At 36.4% G+C, this 23,587-nt stretch carries 24 protein-coding genes; 20 read left to right on the top strand and 4 right to left on the bottom strand.

What is annotated here, in order from left to right; all coding sequences use genetic code 11:
• From V4538_12970 to V4538_12955, 4 genes are all read left to right on the top strand, one after another.
• The gene (locus tag V4538_12970; protein MES2381951.1) at positions 1–456 is read left to right on the top strand and encodes a DUF1573 domain-containing protein; all 456 of its coding nucleotides are present in this window, start codon (positions 1–3) and stop codon (positions 454–456) included.
• Between the two features lie 28 nt (positions 457–484).
• Positions 485–814, top strand: coding sequence for a preprotein translocase subunit YajC (gene yajC / locus V4538_12965; protein ID MES2381950.1), 330 nt, complete (start codon positions 485–487; stop codon positions 812–814).
• 62 nt (positions 815–876) lie between these two features.
• Complete coding sequence (gene coaE / locus V4538_12960) at positions 877–1,470, top strand: dephospho-CoA kinase (GenBank protein MES2381949.1); 594 nt, start codon at positions 877–879, stop codon at positions 1,468–1,470.
• Positions 1,470–2,066: a DUF3575 domain-containing protein gene (locus tag V4538_12955; GenBank protein MES2381948.1), complete on the top strand. Its 597-nt coding sequence runs from the start codon at positions 1,470–1,472 to the stop codon at positions 2,064–2,066. Before coaE ends, V4538_12955 begins: the two co-directional genes overlap by 1 nt.
• Positions 2,067–2,087: 21 nt before the next feature.
• Here V4538_12955 and V4538_12950 read toward each other — a convergent pair whose 3' ends face one another.
• Positions 2,088–3,335 (bottom strand): DUF1015 domain-containing protein, encoded by a 1,248-nt coding sequence (locus V4538_12950; GenBank protein ID MES2381947.1) that lies wholly within the window; start codon positions 3,333–3,335, stop codon positions 2,088–2,090.
• Positions 3,336–3,558: 223 nt separating this feature from the next.
• On the opposite strand from V4538_12950, the gene V4538_12945 reads away from it, so the two are divergent.
• The 16 genes from V4538_12945 (at position 3,559) to V4538_12870 (ending at position 20,559) form a co-directional block, all read left to right on the top strand.
• Positions 3,559–3,906 (top strand): helix-turn-helix transcriptional regulator, encoded by a 348-nt coding sequence (locus tag V4538_12945; GenBank protein ID MES2381946.1) that lies wholly within the window; start codon positions 3,559–3,561, stop codon positions 3,904–3,906.
• Positions 3,906–5,210: a type II toxin-antitoxin system HipA family toxin gene (locus V4538_12940; protein ID MES2381945.1), complete on the top strand. Its 1,305-nt coding sequence runs from the start codon at positions 3,906–3,908 to the stop codon at positions 5,208–5,210. Before V4538_12945 ends, V4538_12940 begins: the two co-directional genes overlap by 1 nt.
• Before the next feature lie 280 nt (positions 5,211–5,490).
• Positions 5,491–5,709 carry a helix-turn-helix transcriptional regulator gene (locus tag V4538_12935; protein ID MES2381944.1) on the top strand — a complete coding sequence of 73 codons (219 nt, stop codon included), beginning with the start codon at positions 5,491–5,493 and terminating at the stop codon, positions 5,707–5,709.
• Positions 5,710–6,942, top strand: a complete 1,233-nt coding sequence (gene dcm / locus V4538_12930) for a DNA (cytosine-5-)-methyltransferase (protein MES2381943.1) — start codon at positions 5,710–5,712, stop codon at positions 6,940–6,942.
• Entirely contained in the window at positions 6,872–8,215 is a 1,344-nt protein-coding gene (locus V4538_12925; GenBank protein ID MES2381942.1) for an MvaI/BcnI family restriction endonuclease, read from the top strand. Before dcm ends, V4538_12925 begins: the two co-directional genes overlap by 71 nt.
• Before the next feature lie 144 nt (positions 8,216–8,359).
• Entirely contained in the window at positions 8,360–9,886 is a 1,527-nt protein-coding gene (gene guaA, locus V4538_12920; GenBank protein MES2381941.1) for a glutamine-hydrolyzing GMP synthase, read from the top strand.
• Between the two features lie 109 nt (positions 9,887–9,995).
• Positions 9,996–11,408, top strand: coding sequence for an NFACT RNA binding domain-containing protein (locus V4538_12915; GenBank protein ID MES2381940.1), 1,413 nt, complete (start codon positions 9,996–9,998; stop codon positions 11,406–11,408).
• Between the two features lie 156 nt (positions 11,409–11,564).
• Positions 11,565–12,035: an IS200/IS605 family transposase gene (gene tnpA / locus V4538_12910; GenBank protein ID MES2381939.1), complete on the top strand. Its 471-nt coding sequence runs from the start codon at positions 11,565–11,567 to the stop codon at positions 12,033–12,035.
• A 170-nt stretch (positions 12,036–12,205) separates the two neighbouring features.
• Positions 12,206–13,567 (top strand): cystathionine beta-synthase, encoded by a 1,362-nt coding sequence (locus tag V4538_12905; protein ID MES2381938.1) that lies wholly within the window; start codon positions 12,206–12,208, stop codon positions 13,565–13,567.
• 105 nt (positions 13,568–13,672) lie between these two features.
• Complete coding sequence (gene gldC, locus V4538_12900; protein ID MES2381937.1) at positions 13,673–14,017, top strand: gliding motility protein GldC; 345 nt, start codon at positions 13,673–13,675, stop codon at positions 14,015–14,017.
• 65 nt (positions 14,018–14,082) lie between these two features.
• Positions 14,083–14,442 carry a nuclear transport factor 2 family protein gene (locus V4538_12895; protein MES2381936.1) on the top strand — a complete coding sequence of 120 codons (360 nt, stop codon included), beginning with the start codon at positions 14,083–14,085 and terminating at the stop codon, positions 14,440–14,442.
• Between the two features lie 168 nt (positions 14,443–14,610).
• Positions 14,611–15,825: a hypothetical protein gene (locus V4538_12890; protein ID MES2381935.1), complete on the top strand. Its 1,215-nt coding sequence runs from the start codon at positions 14,611–14,613 to the stop codon at positions 15,823–15,825.
• Between the two features lie 13 nt (positions 15,826–15,838).
• Entirely contained in the window at positions 15,839–16,258 is a 420-nt protein-coding gene (locus V4538_12885; GenBank protein MES2381934.1) for a Rieske (2Fe-2S) protein, read from the top strand.
• Positions 16,259–16,268: 10 nt separating this feature from the next.
• Positions 16,269–17,342, top strand: a complete 1,074-nt coding sequence (locus tag V4538_12880; GenBank protein ID MES2381933.1) for an imelysin family protein — start codon at positions 16,269–16,271, stop codon at positions 17,340–17,342.
• 20 nt (positions 17,343–17,362) lie between these two features.
• Positions 17,363–18,757 carry a di-heme oxidoredictase family protein gene (locus V4538_12875; GenBank protein MES2381932.1) on the top strand — a complete coding sequence of 465 codons (1,395 nt, stop codon included), beginning with the start codon at positions 17,363–17,365 and terminating at the stop codon, positions 18,755–18,757.
• 197 nt (positions 18,758–18,954) lie between these two features.
• A complete protein-coding gene (locus tag V4538_12870) occupies positions 18,955–20,559 on the top strand; it encodes a hypothetical protein (protein MES2381931.1) in 1,605 nt (534 codons plus the stop codon).
• A gap of 99 nt (positions 20,560–20,658) precedes the next feature.
• Here V4538_12870 and fdhD read toward each other — a convergent pair whose 3' ends face one another.
• Genes fdhD through V4538_12855 form a run of 3 tightly spaced genes read right to left on the bottom strand, consistent with a single transcriptional unit; the run spans position 20,659 to position 23,565 of the window.
• Positions 20,659–21,513 carry a formate dehydrogenase accessory sulfurtransferase FdhD gene (fdhD, locus tag V4538_12865; GenBank protein ID MES2381930.1) on the bottom strand — a complete coding sequence of 285 codons (855 nt, stop codon included), beginning with the start codon at positions 21,511–21,513 and terminating at the stop codon, positions 20,659–20,661.
• Positions 21,514–21,515: 2 nt separating this feature from the next.
• Complete coding sequence (locus V4538_12860; GenBank protein MES2381929.1) at positions 21,516–22,595, bottom strand: NTP transferase domain-containing protein; 1,080 nt, start codon at positions 22,593–22,595, stop codon at positions 21,516–21,518.
• Positions 22,585–23,565 (bottom strand): hypothetical protein, encoded by a 981-nt coding sequence (locus V4538_12855; protein ID MES2381928.1) that lies wholly within the window; start codon positions 23,563–23,565, stop codon positions 22,585–22,587. The genes V4538_12860 and V4538_12855 overlap by 11 nt, the downstream gene beginning before the upstream one ends.
• Positions 23,566–23,587: the final 22 nt, after the last annotated feature.

The raw sequence follows: 23,587 nt of genomic DNA, 5'->3' as shown, positions 1-23,587 counted from the left end.
ATGAAAAAAATAATCATCGCAGCGCTTATTTTATCAGCCATAGCTTGTGGTAACGAAAAAGGTACTAAACAAGCAGAAACAGATATTGTAAATAACCCGGCAAGTGCAGAAAATCCAAATGCACAAAACAATAATTTAACCGAAATTACATTTGATCAAAACATGTTTGATTTTGGTACGATTAAAGAAGGGGAGTTGGTTAATTATAAATTTAAATTTAAAAATACAGGTAAAATACCCTTGTTAATCAGCAATGCTGTTGCCAGTTGTGGCTGTACAGTGCCTAACTGGCCTAAAGAACCTATTATGCCCGGTCAGACGAGCGAAATAGATGTAACCTTTAACAGCGAAGGCAAACCAAACCATGTAGAAAAAACAGTAACCGTTACAGCCAATACCAGCCCTACCAATACCATGTTATTAATTAAAGGCGATGTAACTCCTAAAAACCAATAAACATTAAATAAAAAACACATACACAAACATGAATACTATTTTATTACAAGCAGCACCTGCTTCAGGCGGAGGATTAACACAAATGTTATTCTTTATTCCAATGATCGCTATTTTTTACTTTTTTATGATTCGCCCTCAAATGAAAAAACAAAAAGAGCAAAAAAAGTTAATCGAATCAATTGGTAAAGGCGATAAAATTGTAACCTTAGGTGGTATACAAGCAAAAATTATTGAAGTAGCTGAAACCAGTTTTTTAATTGAGAGCGAAGGTACTAAGTTACGTATTAACAAAAGTGCAGTAAGCATGGAAGCTACTGTTGCTTTAACGGCTCCTAAAAAAGAAGAAGCTAAAAAATAATAATTATTTTATTTGGTATAAGAGCCAGACTGAAAAGTCTGGCTTTTTTGTTTTATTTGAATATGCAAAAAATTGGAATTACAGGTAGTATAGGCAGTGGTAAAACCATTGTGGCTACTATTTTTAAAGAATTGGGCGTACCTGTATACAATGCTGATGAAAGAGCCAAGTACTTAATGGTATCAAACCAAGCTATTATAAGTCGTGTAAGTGAATTGTTTGGAGCAGAGAGCTATGATGTTAAGGGAGATTTAAACAGAGCTCACATAGCCAATTTAGCCTTTAACAATAAAGAATTATTAACCCAGTTAAATCAAACGGTACATCCTGTAGTATTTGCTGATTTTGATAATTGGGTATTAGAACAGCGTACTCAAAACCATTCCTATATTTTAAAAGAAGCTGCCTTGATGTTTGAAACGGATAGCTACAAAGGTTTAGAAAAATTTATAGTGGTAACCGCGCCCTTGGAGCTAAGGATAAGCCGAACGGTTAAGCGCGACAATATAACAAAAGAGCAAGTGGAAGCCCGAATGAACAACCAATGGAGCCAGGAAGAGAAGCTAAGCAAAGCCCATTTTGAAATAAAAAACGATGAAGCTCATTCATTAATTCAGCAAGTGGTGGAGTTACATCAACGTCTTATTCAAGCATAATGATGTATACTAAAATTACCCTTGTATTGATACTTATTTTATGTTTAGGTGATAAACCCAAAGCCCAATCCACACAACATAAAAAGGTAAGCCAAGTAGTATCGGTGAATTTATTACCCATTTTATTTACCTCTTTCAATGTAGCATACGAAAGAGCCATGTTTGACAAATGGAGTATTGCTGCCAGCTTTAATTACTTTGAAAATAAACCCATTTTCAATAGCAAAAATGCCACTTGGACAGGTATTACTGTTGATGCCCAAAGATATACCAACCAAGCTTGCCAAGGTTTCTATATGGCACCATATATAAAATACAGAAATGTAAGTTATTTAAATAATGTATACTATAAAATAGACCCCAACAATAGTAGCAATTCCATTTATCTAGGCCAAGCTGATGAATACCATAATCAAATAGGAGGAGGTGCTAAATTAGGTTACCAAAAAATAAGTAAATGGGGTATCGGTTTTAATCTATTTGCGGGTGCTGGCTATTATCCCATACATTTTAAAACGGGTGCATTGGAAGACCGTTTTGAAGACGTATCCGAATTTGATTTACGTTTGGGTCTTTCCTTGGCTTACGGGTTTTAAGAAAGTATTTACTCCACAGCCTTAAACCGTTTCGTAAATAATTAAACCCGTTCTTATTTTGGGTTCAATCCAGGTTGATTTTGGAGGCATAATCAAGTTTTCATCAGCTATCTGTTTTACCTCTTCAATACTGGTTGGGTATAAAGTAATAGCTAAATCAAAATCGCCACTATCTACTGAGTTTTGTAAGGTAAGTAAACCACGGCTACCATCTAAAAAACTCAAACGTTTATCCGTTTTGCTATCGTGTATATCAAACAAACGTTTCAATATAAATTCTTCTACAATGCTAACATCCAATTGCGCCAAAGTACCTGTTAGTTCTTTCTCGTAAGCAGGTTTTAAAGTAAGCACATACGCATCGTTGTTAAAGTATATACCAAACTCGCGCTTTACCAAAGGTTGTACAGGCACATGCCCACTCGGTATAACATCAAAGTATTGGCTTACTTTATTTAAAAAGTCTTCTCCATTTACAATTGATTCATCCTTCACCAAACGATGGTATTCAAAAATATGCAGCTTGTTAAACGGAATTAAACAAACCGGAAAAAAGTTAAATAATTCTGTTCCGGTATAGTTGCCCACTTGTTGGCGCATGGCTTCGCAATAAGCGGCAGATCCGGCACTGCGGTGATGCCCATCCGCAATATATAGTTTGTCTATACTTGCGAAAGCAGTTTCAATAGCTTCTACATCATCCACCTGATGAACAGGCCATAAATTGTGTTTTATTTGATCCTGGCTTATAAAATTATATTCAGGAGCATGGTGCGTAATTACTTTATTAATTACTTCTTCAATGGTATTGTTGTCAGGGTAAGTAAGTAATACCGGATTACCCAAGCCACTGAAAAAAGCAATGTGTTCCGCTAACTCATTTTGCTTTTCGGTTAATGTGTTTTCGTGTTTTAATATATTGTTGTTGTTATAATCGTCAACCGAGGCCGTTGCAATTAAAGTAGTATAAGCCACACTACCTTTTATTAAGCGATATATATAATAGCAAGGTTGGTTTTCTTTGATTAAGACCTGCTCAGCTTTAAATTTATTGAGATATTCTAAACCCAACGGAAAATGCTTTTCAGGGTTTTTCTTTTCTCCTTTAAAATGCAAATACGGCTTTACTACATGCAGGTAGCTATAAGGGTTACGCATAATTTCGTGGGTGGAAAGTTCACGTAAACTACTGTCATAACTAGGAGCCGATACCTGGGCGGCCTTGTCTCTAGCCGGGCGCAATGCTGCAAAGGGTTTTATTATTGCCATGGGCGCAAAATAATATTTTCAGTGATATTTTTAGGTGTTAGTTGTTAGTTGATGATTTTTAGTTTTTAATGTATGACTTATCATGCGTTATGGTTAAATTATATACTTTATGACTGATATATCATACATAAAGTGTGGTTATTTGATAGTATTGTTTTTATTTGTTAAATAAAGTACCATATTTGTATGGCAAATCATGCATTATAGCTAAATAGTATACTTTATGACTGATAAATCATACACAAACTGGAATGCTATGAGCGACCAAAGTCTCACTGAGACCATTGGGGCTTATATAAAACACCATAGAATAGAACAACACAAAACGCAGGAAGAGCTGGCACGTGCAGCCGGTATAAGTCGCTCCACCCTCAGTTTATTGGAACGGGATGGTGTTGTTGCTTTAAATACTTTTATACAAGTATTAAGGGCATTGGATCTATTGTCCGTTATGGATTTATTTAAAATAGATAAAACACCCAGTCCCTTAGCGTTGGCAAAGCTGGAACAAGATAAAAGACAAAGAGTAAGAAATACGAAGAAGGACACCGATAATAAAAGTGACTGGTAATTATGAATACTGCATTTGTAAAAATATGGGGAGAACTGGTTGGTGCCGTAGCTTGGAATGAAGCTACCGGTGTTGCCGGTTTTGAGTATGATACCAAGTTTAAAAGATTAGGATGGGATTTAGCGCCACTCAAAATGCCTCTTGCTGATACCCGAAAAGAAATAAATTTCCCTGAATTACGAAAAGGTAAAAATACAGACTACGATACTTTTAAAGGGCTTCCCGGCTTACTCGCTGATGTTTTGCCTGACAGGTACGGAAGCCAATTAATTAATATGTGGCTGGCACAGCAAGGCCGTCCGCAAGACGATATGAATCCTGTAGAAATGCTTTGTTTTATTGGTACCAGAGGTATGGGCGCCTTAGAGTTTGAGCCCACCACATTTAAAGAAAATAAGCGGACATTTGGTATTGAAATAGAAAGCTTGGTAGATATTGCACAAAAAATGCTTTCGAAAAAAGAAGCCTTTGTAAGCAATTTGCAAAAGGAAGAAGAAAATGCCGTGATGGAAATATTAAAGATTGGCACATCGGCAGGCGGAGCAAGGCCAAAGGCAGTCATTGCTTATAATGAAAAAACAGGTGAAGTAAAATCCGGGCAAACCAATTCGCCTAATGGATTTGAGCATTGGTTAATAAAACTGGATGGTGTGAGCGATGTGCAGTTGGGCGATAGCAAAGGTTATGGCAGGGTAGAGATGGCTTATTACAATATGGCCAAAGCCTGTGGTATTGACATGATGCCTTCTAAACTGTTAGAAGAAAATGGCAGGGCGCATTTTATGACCAAACGATTTGACAGGGAAGGTGGCGATATAAAACACCATATACAAACTTTTTGTGGTATCAAACATTTTGATTACAATGAAGTAACAAGTTTTAGTTACGAGCAACTGTTTCAAACCATGCGTGAACTGAAGTTGCCCTATCCTGATGCGGAGCAATTATTCAGGCGGATGGTATTTAATGTAGTTGCCAGAAATTGCGATGACCATACTAAAAATTTTTCATTCAGACTAAAAAAGGATAGTAAATGGGAGTTGGCTCCGGCTTACGATGTTTGCCATGCCTACAAACCCGACCACCGATGGGTGAGCCAACATGCACTGAGTATTAATGGCAAAAGAAAAGATATTACGCAAGATGATTTATTGCTTATTGGTAAATCAATAAACAACAAAAAAGCCTTGGCTACCATTAAAGAAATAAGCGAAACTGTTAGTGAATGGAAACGATTTGCCAATGCTGTAAATGTTTCGCCAAAACTGAGGGATGAAATAGATAGTACGCTTGTGCTGTTTTAGTTAAAAAGTAATTCCAAACTTCCTCTTTGCCCTTGCCCTAAAGGTATATTATTTCTTGCCATGATATTTTTAATGGAAAATGCCATTAAGAAGTGACTTTTAGTAGAAGCTAAGACAATTAAAGATACTACTAACTAAATATAAACATTTTATACAAATGCTGTTTTTAAATAAGTCTTCCTAATTAATAATTAGAAACTTATAATGTAGTCAAAATAGCTCAACACAACTTCACTTATAGTCTATGTTTTTGCCGGTTAAATACCAATAAGTTGCAAATATGGACATTTCTGAAAAAGTAGGTATTAGGCTCAAAAGCTTAAGAAAAGAACTGAATATAACTCAGGAAAAACTAGCAGAAAAAGCAGATTTAGATACTACATATATAAGTGAAGTGGAGAATGGTAAACGCAATATTACCATAGCAAGTCTCCAAAAAATTTTGCTTGCCTTAGATCAGTCTTTTGTTTCATTTTTTAATGATAAGGTTTTCGAATAAATGAACAAAAAGTATTCAGACATAAAGGATAAACTCAAAATTGAAGTAACGAAGGCAACTGGAAACGACTTAGCTCACCTTACGCACTATTTTCAAAATCATAAAAATGGTGTTTCGAAGTATTTCAAACCAATAGCAACAAGTTATTTAAGTGACTTACACGAGAAATTAAATATTGTTGAAGAGCCGGATTTTCAATATTACTTACCAATAAAATGGGACATTCCTTTTCCTCCTCAAACAACACCAAAATTTAAATTTATTGATTTATTTGCAGGAATTGGTGGGATAAGATTGGCTTTTCAAAATCTTGGTGGGAAATGTGTGTTTACAAGTGAATGGGATACTTATTCAAAAAAAACGTATGAAACTAATTTTGGAGAAGTTCCATTTGGAGATATTACAAAAATTTCAGAAAAAGAAATTCCAGACCATGATATTTTACTCGGTGGTTTTCCTTGTCAACCCTTTTCAATAGCAGGAGTTTCAAAGAAAAATGCCTTAGGTAAAGCTCATGGCTTTTTAGATGAAACTCAAGGAACATTATTTTTTGATGTTGCAAGGATTATTAAATATAAAATGCCATCAGCATTTATGTTGGAAAATGTAAAAAATCTTGTATCTCATGATAAAGGAAAAACATTTACAATTATAAAAGAGACTTTAAAAGAGTTGGGATATTCTATTCATTTTAAAGTTTTGGATGGGCAACATTTTGTCCCACAACATAGAGAACGAATAATAATTGTAGGTTTCAATAACAATATTTTTAAAGGAAAAGAATCTTTCGAATTTCCTAAAGTAGGGGATAAAAAATTTGCTATAAGAGACATTTTAGAAGATGAAGTTGATCCTAAATATACTTTATCCGACAAATTATGGAATTACTTACAGGAGTATGCAAAGAAGCACAAAGCAAAGGGTAATGGATTTGGTTTTGGCCTTACCAACCTAGATGGAATTTCAAGAACAATGAGTGCAAGATATTATAAAGATGGCGCAGAGATATTAATACCACAAGAAGGAAAAAATCCAAGACGTTTAACTCCAAGGGAATGTGCAAGACTTCAAGGGTTTCCTGATAGTTTTTTAATTCCTGTTTCAGACAATCAAGCATATAAACAATTTGGAAACTCTGTTGTAACACCTTTGATTCAAGCTGTTGGAAAGAATATTATTAAAGAAATTTCTAAAATCAATGAACTTACAAAATCTAAAGAGGCTGTTCATTGATAACGGCTGCACAAAAATTTATATTAAAAAACTTTCACCAAATGATAACTCGAAAAATCAAGTTTACTTTGGTGGTAGCTTCGAGATTTTAAATATTCTTCCGATTTCTGAAATTAAAAATGAAGAAGCTGGAGATTGGAATAAAGAACGTTTTAAAGCAGCTATAAATTTTTCTTGGATTGCGGAAAACGGAAATTTGTTTCCAGCCCCAAATGCACAACTTATATTATACCCTAAGTATCCAGAGGTAAGGTTTTCAGGATTTTTAGCGAAATGCCAAAATCCCCCATCAGAATTAATGACGCAACGACTAGCTGACAGGCTTTTATTCTTTTCAGTTGCAAAGAATGGTTCTGTTTTAGGCTATGTCACTGCTCCAGACTCAGAACTTGCAAATGAGTTTATTAATCAAGAAGATGTATCAGAACATGGTGTTTTTAAAGTTATCGAATTGCCGCAAGTGGCAAATAATAAAGTAAAATTAATTAATGAATTACTTCGTATTCATCAATTAGGTTGGATACAATCAAAAAGGCTAGATAGGCTTGGTAATTTGGTGGCCTGTGAAGCTCCCAATTGTGGGGGATATACGCTTGAAGCGGAATTAGGAATAACCCCGAATGGCTACTCTGAACCTGATTTTTTAGGATGGGAAATTAAACAGTTTGGAGTTACAAATTTTGCTAGAGTTAACTCTGCAATTATAACTTTAATGACACCTGAACCAACTGATGGAATATATAAAAATGAAGGTGCTGAAGCTTTTCTAAGAAAGTATGGTTATGCCGACAAAATGGGAAAAGAAGATAGAATAAATTTTGGAGGTGTCCATAAATCGGGTGTAAGGCATCCTATGACAAATTTAGAAATGCAGTTAATTGGTTTTGATGCTGAAAGTGGGAAAATAAGAAATACTAATGGGCGAATTTCACTTGTGGACATTAATGGAAATGAAACTGCTTCTTGGAGTTTTGCATCTATGCTTTTACATTGGAATAGAAAACACAATCAGGCTTGTTATGTGCCTTCACTCTCTCAAACAACCAATGAAAGAAAATATAAATATGGTAATAATATTATTTTAGGAGCGGGGACAGATTTTCAATTGTTCCTTGGACAAATGGCAAATGGAAATATTTATTATGATCCAGGAATAAAAATGGAAAATGCCTCAACAAAGCCTAAAATAAAAAAACGCAGTCAGTTTAGAATAAAATCACAGAATTTGCCACATTTATATAAAATGAATGAGGTTTTAGATATTCTAACTTAATACTATTTTCCAATTAAACTCAATTATTAAGTAACTTACAACCGTCAATATCATTGTATTTCCTCAATCAATACACCTCCTTTTATTTCCTATAATTTCTTTTTCAATTCTCAAATAATAATAGCATCTTCGTGCCCCAAAATCATGGAACAAAAAATATTAATAATCGATTTTGGGAGTCAGTACACACAGCTAATTGCTCGTAGGTTGCGCGAGTTAAATGTGTATTCCGAAATACATCCTTGCACCCATTTACCAGTTATTGACGAGGCTACCAAAGCCATTATTCTGAGCGGAAGCCCTTATTCGGTAAACGATGGCTTGCTGCCGAATATTGATATGAGTGCCTGGCGTGGTAAACTACCTATATTGGGTTTATGCTATGGCGCACAGTTAATGGCTCAACAAAATGGAGGTTTTGTAGTTCCATCAAAAATCAGGGAATACGGCCGTACCAATTTAAATTATCTTTCAGATGATGTATTGTTTACGGGCATCAAGGAAAATACACAAGTATGGATGAGCCATGGCGATACGATACAAAGTATTCCGGATAATTTTAAAATAATTGCCAGTACCGATGCGGTAAAAGTAGCCGCTTTTAAAATAGAAGGTGAGCCTACTTATGCATTCCAATTTCACCCGGAGGTTACACATAGTACCGATGGTTTGATGATGTTGGAGAATTTTGTAAAACATGTAGCCAAACTAAACCAAGACTGGACACCAACCCATTTTATTGGCAATATTACTGCTGAAATGAAAGCCAAAATTGGTGACGATAAAGTAATATTAGGCTTAAGCGGTGGAGTAGATAGCAGTGTGGCAGCCATATTGCTTAAACATACCATTGGCGATAATTTAACTGGTATATTTATAAACAACGGTCTATTACGTAAAGGCGAATACGAGCAAGTATTAGAAGCTTACAAAGGCATGGGCTTAAACGTAATTGGCGTTGATGCCGGAGAGCGTTTCTTAAGCGAATTAAAAGGCGTATCAGACCCGGAACAAAAACGCAAAACCATTGGTCGTGTTTTTATAGAAGTATTTGATGACGAAGCGAAGAAAATAGAGGGTGTAAGATGGTTAGCACAAGGTACTATTTATCCCGATGTAATAGAAAGTGTAAGCGTTAAAGGCCCTTCAGCTACTATTAAGTCGCACCACAATGTGGGTGGACTGCCTGAAAAAATGAACCTGAAAGTAATAGAGCCTTTGCGTACTTTATTTAAAGATGAAGTAAGAAAGGTAGGCAAGGAGCTAGGTATAGCCGATATTATATTGAACCGTCATCCTTTCCCGGGACCCGGTTTAGCCATTAGAATATTGGGCGATATTACTCCTGAAAAAGTAGCCATATTACAAGACGCTGACCATATATTTATTAGTGAACTGAAAAGTAAAGACCAATACAAAAACGTATGGCAAGCGGGCGTTATATTCCTACCTGTCCAATCAGTAGGCGTAATGGGCGATGAGCGTACTTACGAAAATGCAGTTTGCTTAAGAGCCGTTACTTCAGTTGATGGAATGACAGCCGATTTTTGCCATTTGCCACATGAGTTTTTAGCCCATGTATCAAATCGTATTATCAACGAAGTAAAAGGCATTAACCGCGTAGTATACGATATTAGCAGTAAGCCACCTGCAACCATTGAATGGGAATAGATTTTTGATGTGTGGTGTGTGATTTTTGATTTTAGAATAGCGAAACTCGAACATCAAAATGCTAAATTATTATATTTATCAATCAATAAACTAATAAACCAAAATCACATTGCACCATAAACACCCACTGATACATCAATTAGGATTAACCTTGCAAAAACATTTGCAAGGTTATTTGTTTTATGATGCTTTCAGTGTGAATAAAAATGAGCTGGTTTTGGTGTTTAACCAAATAGACCGATGGTTAAGTATAAAACTGATTATTGAAGCGCGGACCTTTTTTGTTCAGTTTTATGATTACCCGATGGAGCGCAAAGGTTCCACTTATATTTTATTTGAAAGTTTAAAGCAAGCTTCCGTAGAAGGCATCTATTTACACGAGAATGAACGCTCGTTCCGCATTGTTTTTAAAAACAACCAAAGCCTTGTATTTAAATTGTATGGCTCTTTAGCCAATGTATTGCTTTTTGATGGGGAGCAATTAACTGACTTGTTCAGGCCGCAAATAGAAAGTGATAAGCAGGCTACTCTTGCTCAATTTACCGCATTAGAAAATGCCGAATACCAACCGGTTTTATCCGACTCTTTTTATATTGTACAAGATGAAAAAGGATTTCCTGTTTTACAAAATGAGGCAACAGATAAGCCTGTTTTGTATACTGGTGAGAGCCTTTTAGAAGTCTATAATGAGTTTAGCAGGCAGTATTTAGGCAAGTGGTTTTTTACCCAAAAGCGCGATCAGCTAAAACAACAATGCGAAGGGGAGTTGAAGCGTTGGCGGCCTGTTGCGCAAAATGCGACTCAGGCGTTACAATACTTACAAAGCAATGCGCGTAATGAAGAATTGGGTCATATTATTATGGCTAACTTGCATACCATGCAAAAAGGAGCAGAGCATTTAAACACCTTGGATTTTTACACCAATGAACCTATTCAAATTAAACTGAAGGCTAATTTAAATCCGCAGGAGAATGCACAATATTATTATAAAAAAGCCCGCAACCAGAAAAACGAAGAGCAGCTATTAGCCAATAAAATAAAACAAGCACAAGAAAAAGTACAAGCCAACGAAGAGAAATTAGCTATTGTATTAGCCGCTGAAACCATGCGCGATTTAAAAGCATTTGAGTTACCTGTTAGCAAACAGAAAAGTAAACTGGAACAACGGGAGCAATATCGGGTATTTACTTATAAAGGCTTTAAAATACTGGTAGGGAAAAGTGCCGCCAATAACGATGAGCTGACTTTGAAAATTGCGCATAAAAACGATTTATGGCTACATGCCAAAGGCGTAAGCGGCAGCCATGTAATTATTAAACACCAAAACAAAAACACCTTTACTACCGATGTAATTACCTACGCAGCACAAATTGCAGCCTATTACAGTAAATCAAAAGGGAGTGCGATGGTGCCTGTAATTTATACACCCAAAAAATTTGTACGCAAACCCAAAGGTGCCGAACCCGGGCAGGTGTTTGTAGAGAAAGAAGAGATTCTATTGGTAGAACCTAAATTGGGGTAATCAATAGCGATGGGTTTCAACCCATCGGAAAAGATGGTTTTAATTCATTGAATTAAAATAGAAATATATTTATTTCGTAAAGGCAGAAATCATTGTTAAAGGGTTTTAACCCAATGGATAAAATGATTTTATGTCATCAATAAATCAATTATATCAATGCCTTTTGTAAAAGTATATATTCATTTTGTTTGGAGTACCAAAAACAGAATTCCTTTTCTACATTCAAAAGAACTCAGGGTAAAAGTTTGGAATCACATAAAAGAGAATGCAAAAGAAAAAGGCATTTTTATAGACCATATCAGTGGCTATTCAGACCATTGCCATTGTTTGGTATCATTAAGTGTTGACCAAACAATACAAAAAGTAATGCAGCTAATAAAAGGAGAGTCTTCTTTTTGGATTAATAAACAAGGATTATTGTTTGATTTACCCAATACCATTAATGATGGAATACAAAAATTTGAATGGCAAGATGAATATTTTGCTACCTCTGTTTCATTGTCTATGTTAGATAAAGTAAGGGCCTATATTAAAAAGCAAGAACAACACCATAGAAAAACCGTTTTCCAAGATGAATATAAGGAAATGATAGATAAATATGGTTTTGAAATCATCAAAGACGAGTAATTTGGCTAAAGCCTTATTTATATGCAAAAATTCTACCCTCCAGATAAATCTGGAGGGAACAGAAAATCCACCAAATAAACAAAACCAATCAATGGCTATGGGTTTCAACCTGTAGCAGAATGTTATCTTTTCTTTTTGTATTCAAGTATAGTATTGCTAAGTTTGCCGCCATGTGGAAAAACAATGTTTTAGAAACCATTGGTAATACGCCTTTGGTAAAGCTAAATAGTATAGTAAAAGACCTTCCTTGTACCGTATTAGCCAAAATAGAAACGGGTAATCCGGGAAACAGTATAAAAGATAGAATGGCATTGAAAATGATAGAAGATGCCGAACGCGATGGTCGTTTAAAACCGGGCGGAACTATTATAGAAGGAACCAGTGGAAACACGGGTATGGGCTTAGCCATAGCTGCCGTTATAAAAGGGTATAAATGTATTTTTACTACAACCGATAAACAAAGCAAAGAAAAAGTAGATGCTTTAAAAGCATTTGGAGCAGAAGTAATTGTTTGCCCAACCGATGTAGAACCGGAAGATCCCCGTTCTTATTACTCCGTATCGAGCAGGTTGATAAACGAGGTTCCCAATTCATGGAAACCCAACCAATACGATAATCTTTCTAATTCATTAGCCCATTACGAGCAAACTGGCCCTGAAATTTGGGAACAAACCGAAGGTAAAATTACCCATTTGGTAGTAGGTGTGGGAACAGGTGGAACCATTTGCGGAACAGGTAAATATTTAAAAGAACAAAACCCGAATGTGAAAGTATTGGGTATTGATACTTATGGTTCGGTATTTAAAAAATATAAGGAAACAGGTATTTTTGATAAGAATGAAATTTATCCATACATAACCGAAGGTATAGGTGAAGACTTTTTACCTGCCAATGTAAATTTTGATTTAATTGACCATTTTGAAAAAGTAACTGATAAAGATGCAGCCATGATGACCCGTAGAATTCCCCGCGAAGAAGGGATTTTTGTAGGTAATTCAGCAGGTTCAGCCTTAGCAGGTATATTACAAATGAAAGACATGTTTACCAAGGACGATGTGGTAGTGGTTATTTTCCATGACCACGGAACCCGTTATTTAGGTAAAATGTTTAACGATGACTGGATGCGTGACAGAGGCTTTTTATTAAGCGAACAAACCAAAGCCATTAATTTAATAGAAACCCACAAACACCAAAAGTTAGTAACTGCTAAAACAACTGATACGGTTGGCGTGGCTGTACAAATGATGAAAAAATTCTTTATTTCTCAATTGCCGGTTACCAATGAAGCAGGTGAGTTTGTAGGTTCTTTAAACGATGCGGCCTTGTTTAGCATGTTGTTGGAAAACCATGAACTAAAACAAAAACTGGTAAGTGAAGTAATGAGTGCGCCATTTCCATTCGTGAACCCACAAAGCAGTATGGAAGATGTATCGCGTATGATTACCAAAGACAATGCAGCCGTATTGGTAAAAGACTTAATGAACCAGGTACATATTATAACCAAACAGGATTTGATAGAAGCAATCAGCTAATATTTGATTTGTGATTGCTGAGTTATGATTTTTGATTTAAGAAAATGACTCAAGCAATTAACAATTCAACCTAAAATTAACCAATCAACATATTAACTATAAAAAATGAAAAAATCGCAAATAAGAATAGATGTAGAAATAGATGCAGAAAACATGCCTACCATGATTAAATGGGATGCTGATGATGCTGATTTTGACGGGCAACAACCTGCTAAAGCGGTATTGCTTTCGTTGTTTGATGGCTTACAACAAAATGCTATGCGTATTGACCTTTGGACGAATGAAATGCAAGTAGATGAAATGAATTTATTTATGTTTCAAACCTTATCAACCTTAGGCGATACTTACGAGCGTGCTACCAATAACAAAGAAATAGCTGACGAGATAAGAGAATTTGCCCATCATTTTGGTCATAAAACAGATATATTTGGTCCAGACCACCAACATTAATAAAGAAAGAAAAAGCACGGTTAACGTGCTTTTTTTATTTAATCATTTACTTAAAAACCCACAATATGCCCATTGATTTAAAAGAAATTGCGCTGGCTTGGTTTCATGCTTTCAATACCCATAATATAGAAGCACTATTGGCTTTGTATAGTGACGAAGCCGAGCATTATAGCCCTAAATTGAAAGTGCGTCAACCGGAAACCAATGGCTTAATAAAAGGAAAGGAAACACTGCGGGCATGGTGGACTGATGCTTTTGAGAGGCTTCCGGAATTGTATTACCACGTTATAAAACTAACTGCCGATGACGAACAGGTTTTTATGGAATACATTCGCCAAACGCCCGGGGAAGAGGATTTGAGAGTAGGTGAGGTATTGGTTATAAAAGAGGGTAAAATAGTGGCTTCAAGAGTTTACCATTCTTAAAAAAGCATTGCTGCAATACGTTAAATTATTGTTATTATTAATTTTACAAATGGCCGAATAGCCTTTAAAATCAAGCATTTTCATAAAGCAGACGAGCATCATTCATTTTTCTGACAAATATTAGGATTATTCTTATTTAGACTAATTAAAAATAAACATATTTGCAGCATGAAAAACCTACTATTATTTATAGTAGCAATTAGCTGTTTTGTGGCTAATGCTCAAATAATTACCAAAGAAGATTCATTAAACGCAGGCCTGACTCCCGGTACCAATGCTACCGTTATTTCGGGCTACGGACAAGCCAAAGTAGCTTATGATTTACGTTTTGGAACAGGCGAGGCTAATATAACCAGAAACGTTATGTTTTTTGGTCATAAATTCAACGATCAATTTGGCTTTTTTAGCGAAACAGAATTGGAAAATGCCAAAGTAGCCAATGGTGCATCTGGCGAAATATCACTAGAGCAGCTTTTCCTTAAAACCAACCTGAACCGCAATATGTATTTGGTTACGGGTTTGTTTATTCCACGAATAGGTACTATTAACGAAAACCATTTACCTACTACTTTTAATGGTAACGACAGGCCTTTTGTAGAGCAATTAATTATCCCATCAACGTGGCGCGAAATAGGAATTGGCTTATATGGGCAAACACGTAGCATACCCGGCTTAAACTATTCAGTAGCGGTTATAAACGGCTTAAATGCACAAGGTTTTTCATTTGGTTCGGGTATTAGAGAAGGCAGGTTTGAAGGCAGCCAGGCAACAGCAGGTAATGTAGCTGTAACGGGTGCTTTATTATATTATTTCCACAATTTCAGGTTTCAGGTTTCGGGTTATTACGGTGGAGCCAACGGTTTATCGAAACGCGAATCAGATAGCTTGCAATTAGACCACGGTGCTTTTGGTACCCCCATTTCATTGTTAGAATCAAACATACAGTACCACAATAAAGGAATAAGTGTAAAAGCATTGACTACCGTAGTTGATATATATGACGCTGATAAAATAAACAGGGCTTATGCATCTAATACACCTTCGCAAATGGTGGGCTCTTACGTAGAGGCTGCTTACAATGTATTGTATTATTTCAATCCGAAAACGGAGAAAAACCTGTCAGTATTTAGTCGTTACGAATACATGAACCTAAACAATAAATTACCTGAAAACGGAGTAAAAGATAATTTTCAGGAAAAACAATATTGGGTAAGTGGTATTACTTACCAACCGGTAAGAGGTATCGTATTTAAAGCCGATTATATTTATAGTGAAACAGGTAATTATAACACGCAGTTGTATGTGGTAAATCCTTACGCCACGCAGTTGCCGTTTTATAAAAGTAATCATCAGATTAACGTAGGTTTTGGTTATAGTTTTTAATCAATTGTAACACATGCAAAGACGAAATTTCATCAAACAATCGTGCTTAGCCTGTGGAGGCCTTTTGCTGGGGGGTAGTATACTAACGATGTTAGAGTCGTGCCAGAGTTTACCTACTTATAAAGCAACAAAAGGCAAAGAAATAAGCGTACCTGTGAGCCAGTTTATGCAGTCAAAGGTATTAGTGGTAAGTGCACCGTGGATGAGTTTTGATATTTTATTGGTTAAAAAAACAGAAGAAGAATACAAAGCTTTATACATGAAATGTTCACATCAGGATCAGATACTATCAGCTACGGAAACAGGTCTATTCTGCGTAGCGCATGGCAGCAGTTTTGATTTAGATGGCAATGTGCAAAAAGAACCTGCTATTGAGCCCTTGCAACAATTTAAAACACGTGTAGAAAACAATCAAATAATAATAACCCTATAAAAAATAAAACATGAAATCATTTAATCAATTATTTTTAATCGGTGCAGGAGCAATTGCTCTTACATTAGGTGCTTGTAGTAAAGATTCGTCAACAGCTACAGGTAACTCAGTAACAGAAGCTACCATGAAAAGCTCCGTTATAACAAGCTTAAGCGCTAATGTTATACTACCTACTTATGCCGACATGAATAAGGAAGCTGTTTCATTATATACCAATATTCAACTTTTTATTGCTGATGGAACTGACGCTAATTTAGTAAAATGCAGAACCAGCTGGTATACTATGCGTGCTGCATGGGAGCAATCAGAAGGTTTTTTATTCGGACCGGTTGCTACTGAAAATGTTGACCCTCGTATTGATACATGGCCGGTTAATTACCAGTCGTTGGATTCGGTTTTAACCAGCAACAGCACTTTCTCATCAGCTTATATTGAAACATTGGAAGATGCATTAAGAGGTTTCCACCCGATTGAGTACTTACTATTTGGCCAAAATGGCGATAAAAAAGCAAGTGATTTTACCGGCAAACAAAAAGATTATTTGTTGGCATTGGCTGAAAACTTAAAAACATTATCAAACAGTATTACTACCGGTTGGGCTGCAGGTTTCAGTGTTGATTTTAACAATCCAAGCGCAAACGGTGTTTACAAAAACCAACGCGAAGTATACGAGCAAGTTGTAACTGCTATGTTTGAAATATGCGAAGAGGTAGCTGACGGTAAAATGTCAGAACCATTTACCAAACAAGATGCAAGTTTAGAAGAGTCGCCATTTGCTAAAAACTCAATGGTTGACTTTACCAACAATATTAAGAGTGTTGAAAACATGTACTTAGGTACTTATGGTAACGGTAACGATAAAGGAATGGAAGATTTTGTACGTTTTTATAGCCTATCGCTTGACGTTAAAATAAAACAACACATTGCTGCTGCAAAAACAGCTTTAGGAAATGTTACAGTACCTTTTGGTAAAGCTATTTCAGAACAACCAACTCAAGTACAAAATGCAATTGATGCGATTGGTGCATTGCATGGAGTAATAGAAGAAGATTTAATGGATTTAGTGAAATTACACACTAACTAATTAGCATAAAAAGATAGCAAATGACCCATAAGAAGTTATTTATTGTAATAGGACTAGTCAGTTTATCAGTAGGATTAACCAACTTTTTTTCGGCCTGTAAAAAAGCCGTGGCGTTAACCGAAGATGAATTAAACGAATGGTATTCAGGAGGTGTGCAAACTGCTTTTAACAGTGGTTCGGGTGCCTATAGCCAAGAGTTTAATGGGCTTCCTATCTACAAAAGTATTTTGCATGGAATGGGTGATGCTGGTTTTGAAGCCGTATTTAACAGTGACCCAAACCAATTAAACTATGGTTTGGGTCCTTTATACAATAATGTTTCGTGCGCTTCATGCCATGTAGGCGATGGGCGCGGAAAAGCACCGGAAGCAGGTGAAAATTTAAATTCCTTATTACTGCGTTTAAGTATAGAAGGAACCAATCCGCATGGTGGGCCAATGGGCGCACCTATGTTTGGCGGACAGCTACAACCAAGAGCTATTTTAGGTGCACAGGTTGAAGCCAATGTTGATGTGCAATACACAACCGTTAACGGTGCTTATGCTGATGGCGAAACTTACCAGTTAAGAAAACCTGTTTATACTTTAACCAATACTTATACTGCATTACCGGCCAATGTATTGGTTTCAGCCCGTATGGCTTCGCCCATATTCGGTTTAGGTTTATTGGAAGCCATTAGTGCTGCCGATATACAAAAGCAGGCTGATGAAATGGACTTAAACCAGGATGGTATTTCGGGCAAAGTAAACTGGGTTTGGGATGTAATGAACCAAACATATAGTATTGGCAGGTTTGGTTGGAAAGCAGGAATGCCGTCTATTATTCAGCAATCAGCCGGGGCTTACAATGAAGACATGGGTGTTACCAATTTTATTTTCCCGGTAGAAAGCAGCATCGATCAGCCACAACACGCACTTTCAAAAGGAAAACAAGAGTTAAGCGATAGTATATTATTTGCAGTAGCTTATTATATTAAAACCTTGGCTGTACCGGGCAGAAGAGATGTTGACAAGCCTGAGGTAAAACAAGGCAAAATGATATTTAATAAAGTAGGTTGTAATGCCTGCCACAAATCGTATTACACTACACAAACGGATGTGATTTATCCTGAGGTATCAAACCAACATATTTTTCCTTATACTGATTTGTTGCTACACGATATGGGCGATGATTTAAGCGACCACAGGCAAGACAACAAAGCAAGCGGTAACGAGTGGAGAACAGCTCCGCTTTGGGGTATTGGGTTAAGTAAAACGGTTAATGGACACAACAACTTTTTACACGATGGCAGAGCACGCAGCATAAGCGAAGCCATTTTATGGCATGGAGGTGAGGCAGAAAAATCGAAATTGGCTTATAAAAACCTAAGCAAAGCTGACCGCACAGCATTAATTGCGTTTCTACAATCATTATAGTTGCCTGTAAAACCATTACAGGCGTAGAGACGTTGCATGCAACGTCTTTTAAACCCAACATACATGTCGTCAGTTCAAGCGAAGTCCGATAACTATTGGACTATAAGCCTTGCAATGGTCCTTCATCGTTAACAAAGCGGTAATTTGATAATTCAAATAAAAGAGTATTATTGTTTTACCTAAAAACATAAAATACTATGAAGAAAATTACCCTTTATGTTGGAGCATTACTTACCACCATTTTTGCTTGCAACAACCCCACAACCACCTCAAACGGAGGCGACTCCAAGACACCCGAACCTCCTTATACTGTTCAGATAGAGGAGTTTGTTAATCCTAAATTACCCGCTTTACATTCTTACTCTCATGCTGTTTATGGCGATAAGATAATTATGATAGGAGGCCGTACCAATGGACTACATGGGCAACCGTACGAGTTTTCACAAAAGCGTACCAACCAGTACATTTATGTAATTGACACCAAAAGCTGGGGCGATCCGCTTACATGGACTGTTGATAGTATGCATAGCAGTAAAATTGAATTTAAAAACAAAGAACAATTCACCGCTAACAATGCGCAATTCTTTACCGAAAATAATGTACTGTATATTATAGGCGGATTATTGGGTGCTAACAAAGAAACCAAACTTAAAAACCCGAACAATGTAGACGGTGGTTTTGAATTTGTAAAAGGCGCTAAAATGTTAAATGCAAATGCCCCGACCCAACAACCTATCACTTTACCTTATTTTACCGCTATTGATTTGGGCGATTTGGTAAATGCAGTAAGCAAAGGCGAGAAAATGAAACCTAATTCAATCCGACAGGTCATTGATTCATCATTTCTTGTTACCGGTGGTGAGTTAAACATTATTGATAAAACAGTTTACCTGGTATTTGGCTGGGATTTCTCATTTAGCGGAGGCGATTTATATACGCACGAGATACGTAAATATACTTATAAAGATGATGGCAAAACACTTACAGTAAGTAAAGTGGATGTTTGCAAAACTTGTTGGGATGGAGAGCAGGATACTTCATCTACAGGAAATTACCGCAGACGCGATGGAAGCTTAAGTGCATTGATAGACCCTGCTGATAATTCGCAAATGATGATATACTATGCAGGTGTATTTAAAAATGGTAATACCAATTTTGATTCACCGGTATGGATTAGCAAAGATGCAGCCAAAGAAGAAGATTTTGTAATGCGTTCAAACGTATATACCTGTCAGGTAGTGCCTGTACATAGTGAGTCGAAAAAAGAATCATATGCGACTTTATTAGGTGGTATGACCAATGCTATATACAATGGCAAGCCAACAGGCAAGGCGATATTGCTGGATGAAAAAAATGCACCAATAACACCTATCAATACAAAAAATCCGTTTGACCACGTTGCATTCTCTAACCAGATTACAACGCTTGCAGTTAATGCTAAACATGAGTTTGCACAATACTTGTTACCAGATTCGTTCCCTTTAACCAAGGTTCCTTATTATTTACCTCCTGTTGTTAATAAATCAGATACTATTAAGGGTTCTGTTTATCCTGCAGGTTCTACTGCTTTCAATGGTTCGGAGTCGGAATTTATATGGACTTTAGATGAAGCATTGATGCATAAAAATGGTGTAATTAAGTATGATGATTTTATTAAAAAACATGCTGATGGTGCTGTAGTAGGTTATTTACATGGAGGTATATTATCAACCTTGCCAAATGTTTTTGGTAGCGGTTCAGGCCATTACTCCATTGCGAGTAACCGTTTGTTTGCTATTAAATTAGTGCCTGTTAAAAAATAAACTAAAAGTAGTAAGCTACTTTAAATAACAAAAACCACATAAGCTGTAAAAGGCTCATGTGGTTTTTTGTTAATAAAATCTAATTATGTCCAAGTAATACTAAAACGAAATTCTTTGTTCGTTCGTATAAATATTAAATCGTTTATCTCTTAAAAAGCCAATTAAGGTGATACCAAATTCTTTTGCCGTTGCTACGGCTAAGCTGCTGGGCGCACCTACTGCGCAAATAACGGGTATACCGGCCATAGCTGCTTTTTGTATTAATTCAAAACTAGCCCTGCCACTGAGCAACAAAACAGTATCCACAAACAAATTTTCTGTATTGGTTTGCCCCACTATAGCACCAATTAGCTTATCTAATGCATTGTGGCGGCCTACGTCTTCACGCAACAGTTTAATAGTTCCCTTTACATCAAACAAAGCACAAGCATGTAAACCTCCTGTATATTCAAATACATTTTGTTGCGCTCTTAACTGGTCGGGTAGCGATAAAATAATGGATTCATGTACCTTAAAATCGGATACCGGATTTTGGTTTTGGCAAACGGTTTTAATGGCATCAATACTGGCTTTGCCACACACACCACAACTGGAAGTAGTGTAGAAGTTACGTTGCAGTTTACTAAAATCTATAACTACATCTTCGTGCAGCTCAACCCTTACAATGTTTTCATTATTCTCCTGTGTATTTAACTCAGTACAATACCTTATCTGTGCAATTTGCTGGCTACTTTCTATAATGCCTTCTGTAAACAAAAAACCCAAAGCCAGTTCAAAATCGTGGCCGGGTGTGCGCATGGTTACTGAAATATTGCGTTGCTCGCGCTGCGTTTTAAGTCCATAGCCAATACGTATTTCCAAAGGCTCTTCCACCGCCAGTAAATCATTGGTTTGCAAAAATTCATGGTTGTTTACTTTTACAATTTGGGCAGGAGCAACGGCAGGTTTAGTCATAATCAGTTATGCGTAATTAAGGATTTTATTTCATCAAACTCCAGTTTGGTATCAATACTTTTTATAGCCTTTAAATCAGTTGGCTTTACTTTTACCGCATCTATTTCATTTAAAAAATGCTGTAAGCTGGTATTTCCAGTTTCATAAAACGATAACAGTTTTTGCAAATCATGCGCATGGTAAATAGCCAATAAAGGTTCCCTGAAACCAGTTTCATCATTATAAAACGAAACCGATTTTTGCGTGCTTAGAAATGCACTTTTAAGTTTTAAAATATCAGTTAAAGTAAGCAGTGGATAGTCACAAGCTAGTACTAGAAACGAATGGGTAGGATAGTGCGCTAATGCGGTTAGAATGGCAGCTATAGGTCCTGTGTTTTCAAAAGTCGCACTATCGCAAATCGTTTTGTAGTGCTCGCTTATCTTTTCTTTTTGGGTAGCATTGCAAGCAATAAAAACTGATGAACAAAGTAGCCTCATTTTGTCAGCTAAATAATAAACCTGTTCCTTTTCGTGATAGTTTATAAAAGCTTTATCGGTATGCATACGGGTGCTTTTGCCTCCGCATAATACCAAACCAATCAATTCATTTTGCTTGTTTATTTCTTCCGGTGATTGAATAATTTGTGCATCGTATAAACTATATTTCTCCATACAAGCTTCCAATAAATAATCGCGGATAACCAATACCAAATTACCACTTACTGCTTTTGAAACATATTGCTTTATAACCTGCCCTAAGCTTGGTTCTAATCCTTTGCCTTCGTTTAACTCCAAGCGGCCAATTTCATCAATGACCAAATACTCGCTGCCAACACCGGCATGTATTATTTGTTGTGCCTGCTTAAAACCTTCGGTTAAAAAATGAAAGCGACCAATGGGTGTAATTTCATTTGCAGGCAAGGTCTCCTTGGTTTCAAAATCAAAGGTTTGCTTTTGCTTAATATCATATAGTTTGCGGCTACCATCTACATCAGGTGTTAATACACCGGCTACATTGCTTTGTTCTTTACACCACTGAAGAAGAGCCGTTGTTTTACCCGTTTGTATAGCCTTGCTTACTATATAAATATTAGTCTTCATGGTAGAGGGTTAAAGTAATCAGTATCCAAACAAACTCGCGGTATTTAGCCAATCCTTTTTTGTTTTCGCTTGCCAATGTATAAGCCAGTAAAGCAGTTTGTTTAATGGCGGGCAGGTCATTTACTATGGCATTTATTTGTGTTTGCCTGTCGGCCGAAAATCTTTTAATGATATATTGAATAAGAGGTGCTACTACAAAATACAATATAGAAACAACCAGAATGGTACGCAAAACAATAAACCACGCTTTGCCTATCTGTTCACCATTCATCAATAAAACAGTTATAATAAACAATAAGGTAAAAACTACGCCTAACCATTTTAGCTTTCGGTAAGGGCCTTGTTTGGGCGTTGGTATGGCTGTGTTATGTATTGCCTGTAATCGGGGTGTAATCAACTCCCATTTATCCGTTAGTTTAAAAGGTAATTGACTGCACCAAAAGCCAAGCAGTAAACCCCAAAGGGCATATAACAATACGTATAAAAATATCAACCAAAAGCTAAACGAAAGGGTAGTGCTCAAGCCAAAGTCTTTTAAAATGTTTTGAAATAATAAATCAATGGCTTTCCAAAAGTCCATGCCATAAAATATAGTTTTGCTTATAATCATTTGCAGGCTCGATTCAACCATGGCAACTGCACCAAACAGCATAGCACTAAACCTGTTAAAGCCCATGCCTCCAAATATAACAGCACCAAAAAAGCCCTGGAATAATACGGCAAAGTAAGCGGGTGGTGGCGATTGGGGGCTAACGGCAGCTTTTACCAATATTACCAATATAGTAGCTTGTAAAATGGTTCGGAAGTTTTGTTTACTGAAGTAAGCAATTAATCCAATCATAATAACGGCAAAGCCACCTACAAAAAACCCGGTAAAAGGTATTTTAAATAGGTGCATTAAGCCACCCAGGCTACATTCGGTAAAGGCCCACAGTGCAGTTAGTTTATAAATAGAATTGCTTTGTTGCATACCATGCAATGATAAACTTTTT

The organism is Bacteroidota bacterium, from assembly GCA_040388375.1.
Taxonomy (GTDB): domain Bacteria; phylum Bacteroidota; class Bacteroidia; order UKL13-3; family UKL13-3; genus JAAFJM01.
Note: the sequence above shows the minus strand (reverse complement) of the source record. Positions and strands in the feature narration are given on the sequence as shown.